Source organism: Ralstonia sp. UBA689 (genome assembly GCF_002298975.1).
Classification (GTDB): domain Bacteria; phylum Pseudomonadota; class Gammaproteobacteria; order Burkholderiales; family Burkholderiaceae; genus Ralstonia.
In genome coordinates, this window is the sequence record NZ_DBMV01000011.1 from 131,236 (window position 1) to 149,225 (window position 17,990).

General features: G+C 63.0%; 14 protein-coding genes. 10 read left to right on the forward strand and 4 right to left on the reverse strand.

The window, feature by feature from the left end:
* Positions 1-154 precede the first annotated feature (154 nt).
* Positions 155-2,308: an acid phosphatase gene (gene acpA / locus B4F51_RS06215; RefSeq protein WP_296224212.1), complete on the forward strand. Its 2,154-nt coding sequence runs from the start codon at positions 155-157 to the stop codon at positions 2,306-2,308.
* Between the two features lie 71 nt (positions 2,309-2,379).
* Here the strand turns inward: acpA and B4F51_RS06220 are convergent, their stop codons facing one another.
* A complete protein-coding gene (locus B4F51_RS06220; RefSeq protein ID WP_296224213.1) occupies positions 2,380-2,628 on the reverse strand; it encodes a dodecin in 249 nt (82 codons plus the stop codon).
* 327 nt (positions 2,629-2,955) lie between these two features.
* Between B4F51_RS06220 and B4F51_RS06225 the strand changes: the two genes are divergently transcribed.
* Positions 2,956-3,219, forward strand: a complete 264-nt coding sequence (locus B4F51_RS06225) for a hypothetical protein (protein WP_296224214.1) — start codon at positions 2,956-2,958, stop codon at positions 3,217-3,219.
* Between the two features lie 18 nt (positions 3,220-3,237).
* Here the strand turns inward: B4F51_RS06225 and B4F51_RS06230 are convergent, their stop codons facing one another.
* The gene (locus B4F51_RS06230) at positions 3,238-3,558 is read right to left on the reverse strand and encodes a DUF3175 domain-containing protein (protein ID WP_296224215.1); all 321 of its coding nucleotides are present in this window, start codon (positions 3,556-3,558) and stop codon (positions 3,238-3,240) included.
* A gap of 152 nt (positions 3,559-3,710) precedes the next feature.
* On the opposite strand from B4F51_RS06230, the gene B4F51_RS06235 reads away from it, so the two are divergent.
* From B4F51_RS06235 to B4F51_RS06260, 6 genes are all read left to right on the forward strand, one after another.
* Positions 3,711-5,012 carry an MFS transporter gene (locus tag B4F51_RS06235; RefSeq protein WP_296224216.1) on the forward strand — a complete coding sequence of 434 codons (1,302 nt, stop codon included), beginning with the start codon at positions 3,711-3,713 and terminating at the stop codon, positions 5,010-5,012.
* A 130-nt stretch (positions 5,013-5,142) separates the two neighbouring features.
* Entirely contained in the window at positions 5,143-7,194 is a 2,052-nt protein-coding gene (locus B4F51_RS06240; protein ID WP_296224217.1) for a hybrid sensor histidine kinase/response regulator, read from the forward strand.
* 296 nt (positions 7,195-7,490) lie between these two features.
* Positions 7,491-9,932 carry a penicillin acylase family protein gene (locus B4F51_RS06245; RefSeq protein WP_296224218.1) on the forward strand — a complete coding sequence of 814 codons (2,442 nt, stop codon included), beginning with the start codon at positions 7,491-7,493 and terminating at the stop codon, positions 9,930-9,932.
* A 282-nt stretch (positions 9,933-10,214) separates the two neighbouring features.
* Entirely contained in the window at positions 10,215-12,755 is a 2,541-nt protein-coding gene (locus tag B4F51_RS06250; RefSeq protein WP_296224219.1) for a type VI secretion system Vgr family protein, read from the forward strand.
* Positions 12,745-14,631, forward strand: coding sequence for a lipase family alpha/beta hydrolase (locus tag B4F51_RS06255; protein WP_296224220.1), 1,887 nt, complete (start codon positions 12,745-12,747; stop codon positions 14,629-14,631). The genes B4F51_RS06250 and B4F51_RS06255 overlap by 11 nt, the downstream gene beginning before the upstream one ends.
* On the forward strand, positions 14,628-15,848 hold the full coding sequence (locus B4F51_RS06260; protein WP_296224221.1) for a T6SS immunity protein Tli4 family protein: 1,221 nt from the start codon (positions 14,628-14,630) through the stop codon (positions 15,846-15,848). The genes B4F51_RS06255 and B4F51_RS06260 overlap by 4 nt, the downstream gene beginning before the upstream one ends.
* Before the next feature lie 142 nt (positions 15,849-15,990).
* On the opposite strand, the gene B4F51_RS06265 is transcribed toward B4F51_RS06260, so the two are convergent.
* Complete coding sequence (locus B4F51_RS06265) at positions 15,991-16,170, reverse strand: hypothetical protein (RefSeq protein WP_296224222.1); 180 nt, start codon at positions 16,168-16,170, stop codon at positions 15,991-15,993.
* Positions 16,171-16,224: 54 nt separating this feature from the next.
* Here B4F51_RS06265 and B4F51_RS06270 point away from each other — a divergent pair, with 54 nt between their 5' ends.
* Complete coding sequence (locus tag B4F51_RS06270) at positions 16,225-16,491, forward strand: PAAR domain-containing protein (protein ID WP_296224223.1); 267 nt, start codon at positions 16,225-16,227, stop codon at positions 16,489-16,491.
* A gap of 159 nt (positions 16,492-16,650) precedes the next feature.
* Entirely contained in the window at positions 16,651-16,881 is a 231-nt protein-coding gene (locus tag B4F51_RS06275; protein WP_296224224.1) for a hypothetical protein, read from the forward strand.
* A gap of 182 nt (positions 16,882-17,063) precedes the next feature.
* On the opposite strand, the gene B4F51_RS06280 is transcribed toward B4F51_RS06275, so the two are convergent.
* Positions 17,064-17,984, reverse strand: coding sequence for a sugar kinase (locus tag B4F51_RS06280; RefSeq protein ID WP_296224225.1), 921 nt, complete (start codon positions 17,982-17,984; stop codon positions 17,064-17,066).
* Between the last annotated feature and the right edge of the window lie 6 nt (positions 17,985-17,990).

Sequence of the window (17,990 nt, forward strand, 5' to 3'; positions counted from 1 at the left end):
ACGTTCGGTGGTCCCTCTGCTTCTCCTGATAACGGTGATGACCGTCAACTTGACCGAGACTCGCCTCGGGCCAACGCTTTCATCATCAACTTGTCACATAGGAAGCCCAGACTCCCGGTCGCTTTCGTCCCCCACACAACAATCCAGGGAAATCATGAGCCGAGCGTTCCGTCTTCTGCCGCTGACCGCGTTGGTCGCGGCCAGCATGTCTGCCTGCGGTGGCAGCGATTCGAACTCGAACAGCAGCGCCTCCACCCAATCCACATCGGGCGTGGTGACCGGCAGCTACTTCGAACATGCCAAGGTCTGCATCGACGCCAACAACAACGGCAAGTGCGACGCCGGTGAAACGAGCACGTATACCGATGCCAACGGCGCCTACACGCTGGCCGGCACGGGTGCCGTGACGGTGGAGATCGGCACGGATGCGTTCCGCAACGATCCGGCCGCAGGCACGCACACGGCCATCACGCGTCCGCTGGTGTTCCGTGCACCGGCCGGCGCCAACGCCATCATCAGCGCCATCTCGACCGAGCTGACCGCGCTGATGGAGAGCAACGGCGGCGACCTCAACGCAGCCAAGGCCGCGCTGGCCGCTCGTCTGGGCGTGACCGCAGACAAGCTGCTGGAAGACCACAACAAGGAAACAGATGCCGGCACCAAGGCTGCGCTGCAGGCCGAGATCGACGAGGCCATCGACCTGATTGCCGATGCCGTAGAAGGCGGCGATGACGTCAAGAAGGGTATCGACGACGGCGTCAGCAAGCGCATGGCGCTGGCCAACAACGTCAAGACGATCGTCGTGATCTATGCCGAAAACCGGGGCTTCGACAACCTCTACGGCCTGTTCCCGGGCGCCAACGGCATCCCGGGCGTGAACCCGACCTCCACCGGCACCGCCGTTGCGCAAAAGGATTTCGACGGCTCCGTGCTGCCGACCCTGCCGCCCACCTGGGGCGGCCTGACCGCTGCCGGCCAGAGCGTGACCATGCCGCAGGCCAACACCGCAGGCTGGGCCAACAAGCCCTTCCAGATCGACAATCCGGCCGGCGTGAACGGCACGGGCACGGTCGTCTCGCAAAGCGTGACCACGCGTGACCTGTGGCACCGCTTCTATCAGAACCAGATGCAGATCAACGGCGGCAAGAACGACATGTTCGCCGCGTATGCCGATGCTGGCGGCCTGACGATGGGCTACTACGACGGCAGCAAGATGGCCATGTGGAACATCGCCAAGCAATACACGCTGGCCGACAACTTCTTCATGGGTGCCTTCGGCGGTTCGTTCCTGAACCACCAATATCTGGTCTGTGCCTGCGCGCCGATCTACCCGAACGCCAAGAACTCACCGGCGGCCAACAGCATCGCCTCCGTCAACGTGGGTGCGAATGGCTCGCCCACGCTCGTGCCGAGCGCAAGCTCCGTGATGGCTGGCGCGCCGACGTCGTACACCAGCGGCACGAAGGACGGCAACCTGACCCCGGTTGACAGCAACGGCAATTCGTACGCTGTGAACACGATGCAGCCGCCGTACCAGCCGTCGGGCAACGCGGTAGCCAGCGGCAACGCAGCCTATGCTGACCCGACCAAGGCCACGACCCTGCCGACGCAGTCGAGCACGACGATCGGTGACCTGCTGACCGCCAAGGGCGTGGACTGGGCCTGGTATGCCGGCGCCTGGAATTCGGCCATCGCCGACGCCCCGAGCGCCACGCGCAGCGTGATCTACAGCGGCACGACCCAGTTCCAGCCACATCACCAGCCGTTCAACTACTTCAGCCGTTTCGACCCGGCTACCGCCACCGGCGCTGCCGAGCGTACGGCCCACTTGCGCGACTACGACGCGGCCTTCCTGCAGGATGCCGCCGCAGGCAAGCTGCCGGCCGTCACGTTCTACAAGCCGCAGGGCAACCTGAACCAACACCCCGGCTACGCCAACGTGGCTGACGGTGATGCCCATATCGCCAACGTGATCGCCCAACTGCAGAAGAGCCCGCAGTGGAAGAACATGGTGATCGTCGTGACGTATGACGAAAACGGCGGCTTCTACGACCACGCCACGGTGCCGAAGGCCGACCGCTGGGGCCCGGGCACGCGTATCCCGGCGATCGTCGTCTCGCCGTTCGCCAAGAAGGGCTTCGTGGACCACACCCAGTACGACACGGCTTCGGTGCTGCGCCTGATCACGCACCGCTTTGCCCTGCCGACGCTGCCTGGCCTGAAGCTGCGTGACGCATCGCTGGTGGCCAACGGCAACAAGCCGATGGGCGACCTGACCAACACGCTGGACTTCTCGCAAGCGCAATAACGCAGTCGCGCGATACCCTTGAGAAAGGCGGCCCGGAGATTCCGTGGCCGCCTTTTTCTATTTCTATTGCGCTATTTCCCCTTCTTCTTGCCGGCCGGCTTCTCGCTCGCCAGGCTCTCCAGCCGCATCCCCACTTTGAGCGTGACCTGCCAGTGAGCGATCTTGCCGTCGACGAGGTGGCCGCGCGTCTCCAGCACTTCAAACCAATCCAGATGCATCAGCGTCTCGCTGGCCCGCGCGATGGCGTTGCGGATGGCCGCGTCGCTCGATTCGGGGGACGAGCCGACCAACTCGATCATCTTGTAGGTATGGGAACTCATATCGCCTCCTTGTTGGCATGGTTGGAACGTCGGCGAGGATGCCTGTACTGAGCGCGCCACGTCACTCACCAGAATGGCAGGTGCTGCCCCACACTGGTAGCCCATTTTTTGCCCGCCGGGAAAATCTCCTGGCGGTTAATTGCGTTTACAAATTTGACAAACTTTGTCACGCAGACCGACGCGGCACGTCAAACCCGACGGGACGGCGGTCTGAACTGTCATATTTCGCGCGTGCCCTGCGCAGCTTTTGCTGAACAACGCCGCACCCCGCTGCTGGCACAAAACATGCCTTGAGAGCGATACCCGACTCCTCCGAAAGGAAGCGCCATGCGCCAACCCGCCCAACAAGCCGCCGTCACGTACCCGCTTCCGCCCGCAACCTCCGCAACGTCGTCCGACACCTCGCGCCTGCTGGCCGATACCGCTCCGCTGCATATGGAATGCTGCGGCCGCCGGATCGACGCCACCTATTCGACCCGCAACGGCATCGTTACCGTCAAGCACCAGGGCAAATCTCTGTCCACCTATTCACCGGATGGCAACTCCAAGGCCATTGCGCGCCAACTGCTCTGTGTGATGCTGACCATCTGAGCGCACTGCCCGCTTCGCTCAGTGCCGAACCTTGGCCGTCCTGCGGGGCGGACGGCCGAATTTGATGCGCAGGCTGTCCTTGGCTCGCTCCAGAATCCGGCGCTGTCCGGCACTTAGATTGCGCCCTCCTCGATTGATATAGAAGGTCAGCATCGACATGGCCGACTGGAATGCCGATCCCTTGCGTCGCTTGCTGCGCTCCGCGGAGGCCTTGAGCGAGGCGGCAATACGTGCCGGGCTGCGAGACTTGAAGATGTCGGGTTCGAGATCCAGCGCGTCGCTCGTTTCCATCACGTGCTGCGACCAGCGGCGGGTCTTCTGTTTGCCTGCAGTCGACATGATGAAAGTTCCTGTAATGATGGACAGGTTGTTTCGCAAGTCATGTACCCGCCTAGCCCGCCTCTGGGAACCGACTTCCGTTACGATGACGGGCATTCGGTTCATCACTTCCGCCCTTTCCGTCAATCGCCGGCCTCCGGCGCACATCCAACGTGTCTGGCGACGCCGGTCTTTCCACTGCTTCCGCGCCTGCGCAAACGCTGTCGCACGCGCCCTTCTCCTACCCCGCCTTCCGGCTGTTCTGGTTCGCCAGGCTGTCCACCACCTTCGCCTACCAGATGTTCGGGGTGGCCGTCGGCTGGCAGATCTACGACCTGACGCGCAGTGCCTACGTGCTTGGGCTGGTCGGACTTGTGCAATTCCTGCCTTCGGTGGTGCTGGTGCTGGCCTCGGGCCATATCGCCGACCGCTACGACCGGCGCCGCGTGGTGCGTGTCTGCCAGGCCGTGGAGGCACTGGCGGCCCTGGGCTTATCGGCAACCACACTCAGCGAGCATGCCAGTATCCAGGCGATCTTCCTGTGCGTGGTGGTGATCGGCGCGATGCGCGCGTTCGAAACGCCGACGCTGCAGGCGCTGCTGCCCTCGCTGGTGTCGCCCCAGGCGCTGCCGCGCGCAGTGGCGCTTTCCAGTTCCGCCGGGCAGACCGGCATCATTCTCGGGCCGGCAGTGGGCGGCTTTCTGTATGTGGCTGGCGCGCCAGTGGTGTATGCCACGGCAGCAGGACTCTTTCTGCTTGCGCACGTGCTGTTGGCCGTGCTGCGCGTGCAACGCACGACGCCAGTCGCCACGCGGGTCAGCCTGCAATCGCTGTTCGCGGGCATCGTGTTCATCAAGGGACGGCCGGTGGTGCTGGGCGCCATTTCGCTGGACCTGTTTGCGGTGCTGCTGGGCGGCGCGACCGCGCTGCTGCCGATCTACGCGCGCGACATTCTCGGCACGGGGGCGTGGGGGTTGGGGCTGCTGCGCTCGGCGCCCGCGGTGGGCGCGCTGGGCATGGCGCTGTTCCTGGCGCATCGCCCGCTGGACCGGCACGTGGGCCGCGTGATGTTCGCGGCGGTGGCGGTGTTCGGACTGGCCACGCTGGTGTTCGGGCTCTCGCGTTGGCTGCCATTGTCACTGCTGGCGCTGGTGGTGCTGGGGGCGTCGGACATGATCAGCGTGGTGATCCGGACCTCGTTGGTGCAACTCGATACGCCCGATGCCATGCGCGGACGTGTGAGCGCCGTCAATTCGGTGTTCGTGGGGGCGTCCAACCAGTTGGGCGAGTTCGAATCGGGCATGGTGGCCGGGCTGCTGGGGCCGGTGGCCTCGGTAGTGGTAGGCGCGCTGGGCACCCTGCTGGTGGTGGCGGTCTGGATGCGCCTGTTTCCGGACCTGACGCACCGCAACCGCCTGCGCGATCCGCATCCCGAACACCCCGAACATGCCGCGCACCCCTCGTCAGGGGGATAAGCTCCCACGCCCACGCCAGTATTGGCCCGGGCAAGAATCGGGCGATGTCTTGCGGGCATGTCAGCGAAACCCCGATGGCAGCGGCGTCGCCCCGTTCGTATGCTGACGCTTTGCGCCGTCGCACACGATATTGCGCCTGATCGTGAAGCCAATCCTGCATCCTTCGTCCCGCCCGCTGGGAACACGCGCCGCCGACTCCGCTCGGCCGGCCGATCCCGGGCCCACTTTCAGCCTATCTGGCGATAGCGGGCTGAGCATCGCGCCAGCCATTCGCCCATCGGCGTGGCTGGTGGCGATCGGGGCGGCCGTGGTCGGCACGTTCGCACGGCTGCTGCTGGAATCGGCCGTGGCGATCCGCCTGCCGTTCTACCTGGCATTTCCCGTGGTGACGGTGGCCGCATGGTACGGCGGCTTCTGGCCGGGCATGGCGGCGATCGCCACCTATGCATTGCTGTTTGCCGGGTTGGCGACGCTGCAATCCGCGCCGCCCGGAAACTTCACGCCGACGCAGTTGAGCGTGTTCGCGGTGGGAGCGCTGCTGATCTGCCTGCTGTGCGAGCAGTTGCGTCGCGCCCGGGCCGGTGCTGAGCGCCGGGCCCGGGCCGAAACGTTGGAACGCCTATCGCAACAGCGCCTGCTGGCCGCGCTGCAGGCCTCGCCCATCTCGCTCTATGACGTCGACAACACCATGCACTTCACCTGGGTGCACAACCCGGTGTTCGGCCTGCAGCCCGAGCAGTTGCTGGGGCGCACTGTGCGCGAGGTGTTCGGCCGCCGTGCCGCCGCACGCCTGACCGAGGCTGGCCAGCGCGTGATCGCCACCGGCACGCCCACGCGCGTGGAATTCGCGTTCCGCCGCCGGCATACGCAGCGCGTGGTCTACGACGTGGTGGTCATGCCCCTGCGCGACAACGGTGAGATCATCGGCCTGACCAACGCCGTGATCGACATCAGCGAGCACCGCCAGGCCGAGGCGCGCCGCGCGCAGTTGCTCGAAGTCGAATCCCGCGCGCGTGAGGAAGCCGAGCGTGCCAGCCGCCTGAAAGACGACTTCCTGGCCACCGTCAGCCACGAGTTGCGCACGCCGCTCAATGCAGTGCTGGGCTGGGCGCAATTGCTAAACATGCGCACCTACGATGAAGCGTTGTTCAAACGCGGCCTGGAAGCCATCGAGCGCAGTGCCCGCACGCAGGTCCACCTGATCGATGATCTGCTCGACATGTCGGCCATCCTGTCGGGCAAGGTGCCGCTGGAAATCGGCCCGGTCGACCTGGCCGATGTCCTGGAGCGTGCGCGCGAGACCATCGAGCCGATGGCGCGCCAGAAGCAGATCACCATCGAGACCGAATACCTGCCGGTGCCCGTGCTGCAAGGCGACGCCGGGCGCTTGAAACAAGTGTTCTGGAACCTGCTGGCCAATGCCGTCAAGTTCACGCCCGAAGGTGGGCGTGTCCGGCTGGCGGTACACCCGGCGCCGGAAGGCGTGGTGGCCACCGTGCGCGATACGGGCATCGGTATCGCGCCGACGTTCCTTCCGCACGTCTTCGACCGCTTCCAGCAAGCCGACCTGTCGAGCACGCGCCGGCACGGCGGCCTGGGCCTGGGCCTGGCGATCGCCAAGCAACTGGTCGACCTGCACCATGGCCGCATTACCGCGGCGAGCAGCGGCGCCAATCACGGCACCACCATGGCGGTCACCCTGCCGCTGCACATCGCACCACAGGACGAACAGGCCGCGCAGACGCCGGGCCTTGTCGCCGGCACGGGCGCCCCGGCGCTGGACGGCATGCGTGTGCTCGCGGTGGACGACAATCCCGAATCGCTCAGCGTGATTGCGTTGATGCTCGAACGCTACGGCGCCGAGGTCGTCACCGTGTCCAGCGGTGAAGCCGCGCTCGATGCGCTGTCGCATGCGGTCGACAACCATCCGTTCGATGCGCTGGTCAGCGACCTGGCGATGCCCGGCATGGATGGCATGCAACTCGTGCGGGCCATACGTGCACGCGGCATGGTCGATCTGCCGGCCGTCGCCGTCACTGCGTTTGCCGATCCGATCCGGCTGAAGGCCGCCAAGGAGGCCGGCTACCAGTCGGTCATCACCAAACCGATCTTCCCCGGAGAACTCGGCCATGTGCTGGCCGCCAACGTGCAACGCAAGGCGGGGCCGCAGACGCTGAGTTGATCCACGTTGAGTCGATCGATTGCCTCGATGTACACGCACCCATGCCTTGACGGAATGGGTGATCCAACAAAAGTCATTGGCGCGAGTGCTCTTGCGTGCGCATACTGAGGCCCTGTGCCGATCGGTGGGCATCTCTCCCCTAGCAGTTCCCAGCATCCAGCTTCACCGATCGGCCAGCTTGCCCTTCCCATCGGCCGCACTCGCGGCTATCTGTCGTACCCACAAGAACGCCTGATTCCCGCTGCCCACCGCGGGTTGCGCCGGCATTCCAGGCTCAGAAAGGAGACCGCATCGCCATGCCCATCCGTTCGATTCCTGTTCTGCTGTCCGCCATCGCGCTTGGCGTGGCAACGCAGGCCGTCGCCAAAGAGGCACCCAAGGCTGCCGCTCCAGCCACCACACAGACGATCGCCGTGCCTGGCCTGTCCAAGCCTGCCGACATCCTGATCGACCGCTGGGGCGTGCCGCACATCTATGCCAAGAGCGAAGACGATGGCTTCTTCGCACAGGGCTTCAACGCCGCGCGCGACCGCCTGTTCCAGATCGACCTGTGGCGCCGCCGGGGCCTGGGGCAACTCTCGGAAGTGTTCGGCCCCGCCTACGTAGAGCAGGATCGCGCGACGCGGCTGTTCCTCTATCGCGGCGACATGCAGGTCGAGTGGACCCACTACAGCCACGATGCGCAGCGCATTGCCACGCATTTCGTCGCCGGCATCAATGCGTATGTCGACTGGCTGGCCAAGCATCCGGAGCACCTGCCGTTCGAGTTCCGCAAGCTGAACTACGCGCCCGCGCACTGGGCTCCGGAAGACGTGGTACGCATCCGCAGCCACGGCCTGACGCGCAACCTGCAATCGGAAGTCGCTCGCGCCAACGTGGCCTGCAAGGCCAGCCTTGCCGACGACACCATCCGCTTCGGCCTGCAGCCCGCCTGGCAAACCCGGCTGCCGGAGGGCCTGGACCCTTGCCTGCCGAAGGATTTGCTGAAGGTCTTCACGCTTGCCACGCAAGGCGTGCGCGTCACGCCCGAATCGCTCAAGGGCGTGGACATCGACAGCGTGCGCGTGGCGGCCGCCAGCAATTTGGAAGAAGCCATGGAGGGCAGCAACAACTGGGTGATCGCGCCGGACAAATCCGCCACCGGCCGCGCAGTGATGGCCAACGATCCGCACCGCGCATATTCGGCACCGAGCCTGCGCTACATCGCCCACATCAGCACGCCCACGCTCGACATCATCGGCGCGGGCGAGCCGTCGCTGCCGGCCGTGTCGATCGGCCACAACGGCCACGTCGCCTTTGGCCTGACCATCTTCAACATTGACCAGGAAGACCTCTACGTCTACGAGCTGAACCCGGCCAACAACAGCGAATACCGCTACAACGGCGGCTGGGAGCCCTTCACCGTGCTGCATGAAACCGTGAAGGTGCGCGGCGGCGAGTCCCGCCCCGTCGACCTGACCTTCACGCGCCACGGCCCGGTCATCTACATCGATGCCGAGAAGCACCGCGCGTATGCCGTGCGCTCGGCATGGCTGTCGTCGGGTATGTCGCCGTATTTCGGGTCAGTCGGCTATATGCGTGCACGCACGTTCGCACAGTTCAAGCAATCAATGATGAACTGGGGCGCGCCAACCGAAAACCAGGTCTACGCCGACACCAAGGGCAACATCGGCTGGGTGCCGGGCGGCCTCGCTCCGATCCGCCCGAACTGGGATGGCCTGCTGCCCGTGCCCGGCGATGGCCGCTATGAATGGGCCGGCTTCTGGCGCGGTGATCAGTTGCCCAGCACTTACAACCCGAAATCCGGCTACTTCACTTCATCCAACGAGATGAACCTGCCGCCGGATTACCCTTACCGCGAGCGGAAACTCGGCTTTGAGTGGACCAACGGCTCGCGCCACGCACGCATTGACGAAGTCCTGGCCAAGCTCGACAAGGTGTCGATCGAAGACTCGATGCGGCTGCAGAACGACATGGTGTCGATTCCGGCCCGCCGGCTGATGGCGCTGCTTGCGCCGCTGTCCTCCAATGAGGCGGATACGCAAGCCGCGCTCAACCTCTTCAAGGGCTGGAATGCGACCATGCTGGCGGATTCTCCGCAAGCTGCGCTGCACGAGGTCTGGTTCACGCACCACCTGGGCCGCACGTTCAAGAACGCCATGCTATCCAAAGCCGGCGCCGATGCCGTCGGCACGCCCGACACAGCGGTGATGCTTGATACGCTGGAACACCCGCAAGGCACTGAGCGCAAGTTTGGCGAAGACCCGCAACAAGCCGGTGCCAAACGCGACACCGTGCTGCTCGCCAGCCTGAAGGACGCCTGGGCCGACATGGTCAAGCGCCAGGGGCCGAACCCGCAATCGTGGAACTGGGGCGCACTGCACCACAACCTGAACGCCCACCCGTTCGCCGCCATCGTTGACGAGGCCACGCGCGCCAAGCTCAACGTCGGCCCGGCACCCGAAGGCGGCAGCCCGTACACGCCTAACCAATCGACCTACCGCGCAAGCGACTTCCTGCAGACCAACGGCCCGTCGTTCCGCACGGTGGTGGATGTCGGCAACTGGGACAACTCGCGCGCCGTCAACCTGCCCGGCCAGTCCGGCGATCCAGACAATCCGCACTACCGCGACCTTGCACCGATGTGGCTCAAAGGTGAGTATTTTCCGCTGCTGTATTCGCGCCGCGCGGTAGAAGCCGCCACCGAGTCGCGTGTGCATCTGGTGCCAGGCAAGTAAGTCGCGAAACAAGAAAAAGAAACGCCACCGCAATACAACGCCGTGGCGCTTTTTTTTTTCACGTCCTGTCCGCGTAACAACGTGTTGGTGGCTTCGGCAGCGAAACATCGGTTATTCAATACACTCACGGATTGAAGAATGTTGTGACTTCGCAGGCGGACGGACCTTTCGCTGGCTACGCTCTACAGCTTCCCGAGCTGAAGCGTTGCCGCCATGGGCCGTCGAGAGTTATCGTTTGCCACCCGAACCGTCACCGTCTCCGGTGCTGGATTGCCCGAGGTCATGGGCCAACCCGCCCTGGCGTTCTCCAAGCTATCCGGCGCCGAGCACCTGTGCGAGCTGTTCGAGTATCAACTCGAACTCAAGACGCCAGACGACCGCAATGTACTTTACGGGCCCGGCGCTAATCTCGATACCAACGCACTACGCGGTCGGGAACTCACCGTCACCATTGCGCTGGATGGCAACGGCACGGGACTTGGTGGCGGCATCGGCGCCGGTAAGCGCGAGATCACGGGACTGGTCACCGACATCGTTGGCCCCATCCCCGTAAGCCAGGGTCGACAGATCAAATACCGCCTCACCCTACGCCCTTGGCTCTGGCTGGCGACGCTGAACCGCGATACCCGCATCTTTCAACAACAGACCGTGGTCGAGATTCTCGACACCCTGCTCGCCGATTACACCTTCCCCGCTGAACGCCGCCTGGATGTCGCCCGCTACCCCAGGCGCGAGTACCAAGTCCAATATAACGAGAGCGACTTCGAGTTCTTCCAGCGCCTAACCCAGGAATGGGGCATCTCCTGGCACATCGAACACAGCGCTGGCAAGCATCGCCTGATCCTCACCGATGGCAATGGCGCGTTTGCGCCGTTCGCCAGCCACGCATATCAAACGATCCGCTGGCAACCGTCCTCTGATCGCATCGACGAAGAACACCTGCACACCTTCGAGTTGCACGACCGCGTTGTCTCCGGCCAATGGAGCAGCACCGACTACGACTTCGTCAAGCCAACGGCAGACCTGACCGTCCGCGCCTCCGATCCGCTCGACACCGCCCACGCCGATGCCGAAGTGCGCGAATGGCCCGGCGACCACGGCCAGCCCGCCACCGGCAACGACCCGTGGGCCGAAGGCAATCAGATCGCCCGCCTGCGAATAGAAGCCCTGCGCCAGCACGGCCGACGAGCCAGCGGCGCTGGCAACGTTCGGGCCATGGTGCCGGGTTGCACATTCAAGCTGACGCACTTCTTGCAAGACCAAGCCAATCGGGAGTACCTGATCCTCGACACGCGGCTTCTGATTGAGGACGTGCCCGAAGCATCAGGGGGTGGTCGACCGTGGCACTGCGAAGTCAGCTTCACCGCGCAGCCCAGCAACGAACTCTTCCGCCCCGACCGCACGCAACCCAAACCACACACCACGGGGCCGCAGACGGCCACAGTGGTTGGCCCGGAAAACCAGGAAAGCTGGACCGACGAATACGGCCGCGTCCGCCTGCAGTTCCACTGGGACCGCATCGGCAAACGAAACGCCAACAGTTCCTGCTGGGTACGAGTGTCCTCTCCATGGCAAGGCGAGCGCTTTGGGGCCATTCAGATTCCGCGTATCGGCCAGGAAGTCATCGTCGATTTCCTCAATGGCGATCCGGATTGCCCCATCGTGACTGGCCGTGTCCCGAACCGGAACAATATGCCCCAGTGGCCGATGCCGGGGCATCACGCACTGTCCGGCTTCGTCAGCAAAGAACTGCACGGGGGCAGCACCAACACCTTCGTGCAGGACGACACGCAGGGGCAAATTCAGACGCAACTGCAAAGCGATCACCAGAACTCCAGCCTCAGCCTGGGCTTTATCACCCGTATCCTGCGCGGCATCGGGCGCCAGGAGAAACGCGGCGAAGGGTTCGAACTGCGCACAGACGGGCACGGCGCCGTGCGCGGCGGCGATGGCCTGCTGATCAGCACCGAAGCCCGGCCCGATGCCAAAGAGCACCACAAGGACATGGGCGAAACGGTCAACCGACTGCATCAGGCCCAGCATGCTCACGACACCACCGGCCAACTCGCGCAGCATCACAAGGCGCAAGATGCCGAACAACGAGACGTCGCCCAGGCGCTTAAAGCACAGAATGACGAAATTCGTGGCCCCGGCGAGGCTCACGGTGAACTGAGTGCGCCACACCTTGTGCTGGCATCGCCCGCCGGCATGGCCGCGACCTCCGCCCAATCCACCCAGTTGCACAGCGGCGCGCATCTGGCCGTGACCACGGGCAAGCACGCATCCTTCGTCAGCAATGGCGGGTTCTTTGCCAGCGCTGCGCGCCGCATAGCACTCTTCGCGCACAGTCTTGGCATCAAGCTCGTTGCTGCCACCGATCACATCGTGCTCGAAGCGCAGGACGGTGACATCAAAGGCATCGCCCGCCGCAAGATCCATCTCCGCTCGCTGGGCGAAATCGTGTTGGAGGCCGATCAAGGCATCTTGTTCAAGGTCGGGCAAACCTACCTGCGTTTGACGCCTCAGCAGATCGTTGAGGGCATGAACGGGAAGAAGCAAATTCATGCCGGCTCATACAGCGTCACAGGCCCTGATGGCATGAGCCTCGGCGCTGTTTCACTGCCACATAGCGATTTCGACCAAGAAGTCTATCTGCACCTACCCGACGGCTCCCCGGCTGCCAACCGCAAATTCCGCATAACGCATGCCGACGGCAGCCTGATCGAAGGCGTGACCGGCTCCGATGGCTTGACCAAGCTGCATCGAAGCCAGAGCGCGGAAAACCTCCAAATTCAGATTCTGGACCTGCTGCATGGAAATTGATCGTATCCACCTGCCCCTCGGGGAAGAAATCGGCGGGCATGCCGGCGCTACCATTGCCCTCACGCCGTCGATTGACAAGGTGCGCGTCAGCCTGCCTGTGCCCCCGACCAAAGTGATCCCCATCATCTTTCTGCCGGGCGTCATGGGGACCAACCTGCGCATGAGCCGCCAGCGGCAAGCGTTCCTCAAGCAGACAGACAACACGGCGTGGCGACCGGATGATTTGGGCCCTGGCGGGCTATTCGGCGGTGACACCCTCCAAGCACAGTACCTCACGCCAAATCAGCGGCAGCTCATGTTCGATCCGGATGAGGTCGAAGTTGACCGCTACGAGATCACGGAAGACGCGGGCAAATTCGACCTGACCGGCGAGAGAACCCAAGATTCCGACGCGCGTCATCAGGATGTACCAAACGGACTCCCTGATATTGGCTTGCTAATGAGCGCGCCATTGCCACCGGCCGCCGAACAATGGAAAGCCAAACGCGGCAAGCATGAATCCACCGCCGCGCAGAAGGCCCGGTGGCGTGGCTGGAGCGAAGTGCTGTTTCGCTCATCGTATGGCGAGGTCATCAAGTTGATGGAGGAGCGCTTGAACGACATGGCATACCCAACAATTGGTGGCATCACAATGGTGAGCCCACGTTGGCGTAAGGAAGGCACTAGCCCCAGCAGGCAGGTATTGGACATCAATCCTTCCGAGTGGGGCGGCGCGGGCGACGCTCTAACTGACGCAGACATTCTGCGTGTGGCCAACTGCTGGTATCCGGTCTATGCAATGGGCTACAACTACCTGCAAAGCAATGGCACGTCCGCGAAGAAAATAGCCATGCGCATTACCGACATCATCGAGATGTACAAGGCCAATGGGCGGCAATGCGAGAAAGTCATCGTCGTCACCCACTCGATGGGTGGGCTTGTGACACGTGCGCTGCTGCATCCGGAGTATGGAAACATCAAGGACAAGATCCTCGGCGTCTACCACAGCGTACAGCCTGCGCTTGGTTCGGCGGCAGCCTACAAGCGGGTGCGCACGGGGTTCGATGCCGCATCTACACTCGATGTGAAGGGGCGGGTTGCCCGCAATATCATGGGCAAGTCTGGCAAGGATGTGACCGCGGTCTTTGCCAATGCCCCGGGGCCGCTGGAGTTGCTGCCGATCGCCTCGTACCCGCGTGGCTGGCTGCGCGTGAAAGCCGCCCACGATGACCGGCTCGCAATGGCACTGCCCGCCACCTCTGATGAACCATTGAAGGCGTATCACGAAGAGATGCGCCTGCATCAGTCGCTGGGCGTGAAGAAGCCGACACCTCCTGCGGTCGTGGGGGAGCCGGTTTATGACATCTACGGGCGGAACCCCAAGGAGTGGTGGCGGTTGCTCAATCCGGAGTGGATTAATCCAGCTGGTAAGCGAGTGGAGGACTACAAAGATGCGTACTCGCAGGCCAGAGAGAGAATTGCTGACGCTCAGGATTTTCACAAGAACATCAAGGGGTTGTACCACCGCACAACCTACGCAAGCTACGGTACGGACACTTCGCAAAAAACCTATGGCAGCGTAACTTGGCGGGCGGATACGTCCGATCTCTCGCCTCATGGTGATCCCCTCAAATGGACCATCGAGAGCGAGGATGCCGAGGGCGAAATCGTAGTGCGCACACAAGGCAACAAGTTGCTGACCCTGAAACTAGCGCCTGCGGAAGAAGCCGGCGACCAGACGGTGCCGGCCAAGGCTTCCGCCGAGGCTGTGGGCGGCGTGCACTTCCAGCAGACCGGCTACGACCATCAGAAGAGCTATATGGACGACAAGGTACTGGCTAGCCTCCTGTATTCGATCGTCAAGATAGCCAACACTGCCGCCTGGTGGGACAAATGAATCGTCGTGGTTTTTCAATCATCCTGGGTAGCCTGATGCTGGCGGGCTACGCATCGACAGCCTTTGCGGAGAAAGAAATGTCGGAACCCGTTGTCATGTCGCCGCGCTTGCAAAAGCTGTTTGCCAAGACCAAGCAGGTGTGCTTTGGACGCTATGTGATGGAGGTGCCGGCAGAAGCGGAACTGCTTTGGGGCTTCCAGGAGTTTCCGGGGAAGATCATTACCCACGTTGGGGAAGCCAAGCAACTGAAGGCTATGGCGGAAGCCTATCGGACCAAAATTCTTGCGGAAAACAAGACAGCCGAGATTACGTTTTTCGGTCCAGGGAGCACCAGCAATAGCATTCAGGTGCGCTATTTCCGAAGCAAGAATGCCAAGCAATTTGGCAATGAAGGAGGGTGGTCATTTGTCGCTGCGGGCCCCCATCTTTTTGAGTGGTCGGGAGCGCGTACGATTGCAGAATGGATTCCAAAACTGCGAGCACGTGACAGCGCAGAGATCCCCACAGCCCCCGGCGTCTGCATCGATCATGGCTTCATTGCCGATGCTGCCGGCAGCGATCAGGAAATCTTCGGTGCAGGCATTGACCTGCCGAGCCTTCCGGACGTCAGCTTCTCGATTCTGTCCAACAAAGACGCGAGCACTGATGGCGACCCCGGCCTGATCGAACGCCATTACAGCGCGATGGGTAAGGCGACTGTCCCCGGCGTCACGCGTTTGCAATTGGGCAAGCGTGAAGTCAATGGCTGGAAGGGCGAGCAAGTTCTGTTACGGCGCAACGGAATCGAAAAAGGCGTGTTCGCGCATGAATTCCTGTGGGCCTCCATCGGCAAGAGTGGCAGCGCACTGAACCCCGCCTCGGTCGACATTCAACTCAACACTGGTGTCAAGGCCAATCGAACGCTCGGCCAGTCCTCTTCCCTCACCGACGAAGAAGCGCTTGCCCTGTGGAACCGGCTGCAGGACAGCGTACGCTTTCGCGTCAACGCACCGCCTACGCAAACCGGCGCCCCAGTGACGGTGCGCTCGGGTGAACCCACGCCCTTGGATGGCATGTGGCGCCCCTCACTGCCCCCTGAGCATCCGATGGCTGCATGGGTGGCCAGCCAATCAAGCGTGCGCTGGTACAAGGGGCGGTCGATGATTCGCGCCGGGTTACCACTGCCGCAAGACGAAGCTCTGGTCGTGTGGACGTGGATGGGTGAGAGCAACACATAAGTGCCCGTTACATCATTGCAGTTGATAGCCCTATTTGAACGATGGATCTCTTGTACACCACGCTATTTCTAGCTCTGGCGATTCTTATACTGATACTGATAGGCCGCGCTATCGCTACCGCCGTGTCCAACTCTGACAACCGTTACATCGCATCAATCATGGGGCCATTCTGCGGCGCGGCCGTGCCTGCCATCTGGTTCCATGATGCTGCAGCGGGAGGTTTTTTGGATTTTTCCTCTGCATGGCCCTTTGTGTATGCAATTTTCTTCTTGCCTACGGCTGGATCAGCAATCGTATTCAGTTGGTTGATCCAACGACGCACCAGGAAGAGCCGAGGTTGACCATCCGAACATGACGACAAAATCCTGAAAGACACATGCGCGCTGAAATCGTCTGCGTAGGCGACCCAACCGACCACGGTGGTGTAGTGCTGAGCAGAATCCCCGGCACCGACCTGTATGGCCGTCCGATGACTGGCATCGGCAACATGGTCATGTGCCCCAAGTGCGATGGTCCGTTCCCGATCGTCGAGGGTGCCGCCAACTATGAAATCAACGGCGTGAAGGTCGCGCTGCGCGGCATGAAGACCGCCTGCGGCGCGGTGCTGATCGCCAGCGACTCACGCACGCAAGTGAGCGGCTAACGCATGACCACGCCGTCTTAACCGACTCCCTCGTCACCGCAAGACGCCGTTCATATCCAGAGCGGCTGGCGCGCGAACGGCCCCGATGGCGGTTACACCGTCCGTGCCAAGAGCGGCGCAACGATACGCCAGCTACCTGACGGCAACATCGAAGGTCAATTGCCATTGATCCTCATGATGACCGTGGCGGATATCTCCCAAATCACGCAGCACGATATTGCCCACGTGTACGACACAGCCTCCCACACGCTGCATTTCGTGGGCGGTGGCACGCTGTCCTACATGCATGCCCGCAATGGCAGTGGCTATGAAATTTCAGGCCACAGAATCGACTTGCACGTGTTTGCTCAAGGGGGGCGTCATTATCTTCGGGACCGCAACGGATGCTGACGCGCAACTGAGATAGAGAAGAGAAAACACAGACCCCTTTATCAGGAGCAACGGCGCCGTCAGAAACGGCAGTGACCTGATGCCAGCCAAGTGAGACAACGCAATTCGCCTGAAAGCAAAACGCCACCGCGTCGTATTACGGTGGCGTTTCGCTTGCGGCAACAAAATCGCGAAATCGGCCTTCAGGCTGCCTGCCTCAACACCGCCCGTACAGCCTCCGCACGTGGAATCGGCGCCACGGCACTGTAGCCAGTCGTCGAAATCGCCGCCGCCACGTTGGCATAACGCGCGGCCTCCACCGGCGAATCCCCCGCCACAATGCGTGCGACGAACGAGCCGCCAAAGCAGTCGCCAGCGCCTGTCGCATCGATGGCATTAACGGTATGGCGCGGCACCAGCGTACGCGACTCCGGCGTGGCCACGTAGCAGCCTTCCGCGCCCATCTTGAGCGCCACCAGCTTCACGCCCCAGTCGAGCAGCGTGTCGACAATGCCGTCCCGATCATGGCACTCGAGCAGCACGGTCACGTCGTCCCAACTCGGCAGGCACAGGTCGCAGGTTTGCATGGCCTCGCGCATGACGGCACGGGCACGCGCCAGCGGCCACAGGCGCAGGCGCAGGTTGGTATCAAACGAGACCAGCACGCCCGAAGCCTGCGCATGCGCCATCGCCGCCAAACCCGCATCGCACGCGGTGTCGCTGATGGCCAGGCTGATGCCCGACAGGTGGAACGCCTTGGCCGCCGCAATCGCCTGCAGCGGCAACTGCGCCGCCTGGAAACGGCTGGCGGCAGAACCCGCCCGCAAATAGTCGAAATGGTGGCCGCGCGCGTCGTGCGAGACGAAGTACAGGCCGGTCGGAGCCTGCGCATCAGTGTGCACGTAGGTATGGTCCACGCCTTCGGACTGCCACAGCCCACGCAGTGCCTGGCCGAAGCGGTCGCCGCCCACCGCGCTGATATAGCCGGTGCGCGCACCCTGCCGTGCCGCGGCAATGCAGAAATTTGACGTGTCGCCGCCGTAGCCGAACGTCCACGATGTGCTGCCGGAGTCCGCTTGGTTGAACTCGATCAGTGCTTCGCCGTAAGCAAGGATGTCTGCCATCGTGGC

Bases quoted from the DNA above. Each gene is read 5' to 3' on its own strand.
- acpA (WP_296224212.1), top strand. From the start codon at position 155: ATGAGCCGAGCGTTCCGTCTTCTGCCGCTGACCGCGTTGGTCGCGGCC.
- B4F51_RS06245 (WP_296224218.1), top strand. From the start codon at position 7,491: ATGCCCATCCGTTCGATTCCTGTTCTGCTGTCCGCCATCGCGCTTGGC.
- B4F51_RS06225 (WP_296224214.1), top strand. From the start codon at position 2,956: ATGCGCCAACCCGCCCAACAAGCCGCCGTCACGTACCCGCTTCCGCCC.
- B4F51_RS06250 (WP_296224219.1), top strand. From the start codon at position 10,215: ATGGGCCAACCCGCCCTGGCGTTCTCCAAGCTATCCGGCGCCGAGCAC.
- B4F51_RS06230 (WP_296224215.1), bottom strand. From the start codon at position 3,558: ATGTCGACTGCAGGCAAACAGAAGACCCGCCGCTGGTCGCAGCACGTG.
- B4F51_RS06280 (WP_296224225.1), bottom strand. From the start codon at position 17,984: ATGGCAGACATCCTTGCTTACGGCGAAGCACTGATCGAGTTCAACCAA.
- B4F51_RS06270 (WP_296224223.1), top strand. From the start codon at position 16,225: ATGCGCGCTGAAATCGTCTGCGTAGGCGACCCAACCGACCACGGTGGT.
- B4F51_RS06255 (WP_296224220.1), top strand. From the start codon at position 12,745: ATGGAAATTGATCGTATCCACCTGCCCCTCGGGGAAGAAATCGGCGGG.
- B4F51_RS06260 (WP_296224221.1), top strand. From the start codon at position 14,628: ATGAATCGTCGTGGTTTTTCAATCATCCTGGGTAGCCTGATGCTGGCG.
- B4F51_RS06220 (WP_296224213.1), bottom strand. From the start codon at position 2,628: ATGAGTTCCCATACCTACAAGATGATCGAGTTGGTCGGCTCGTCCCCC.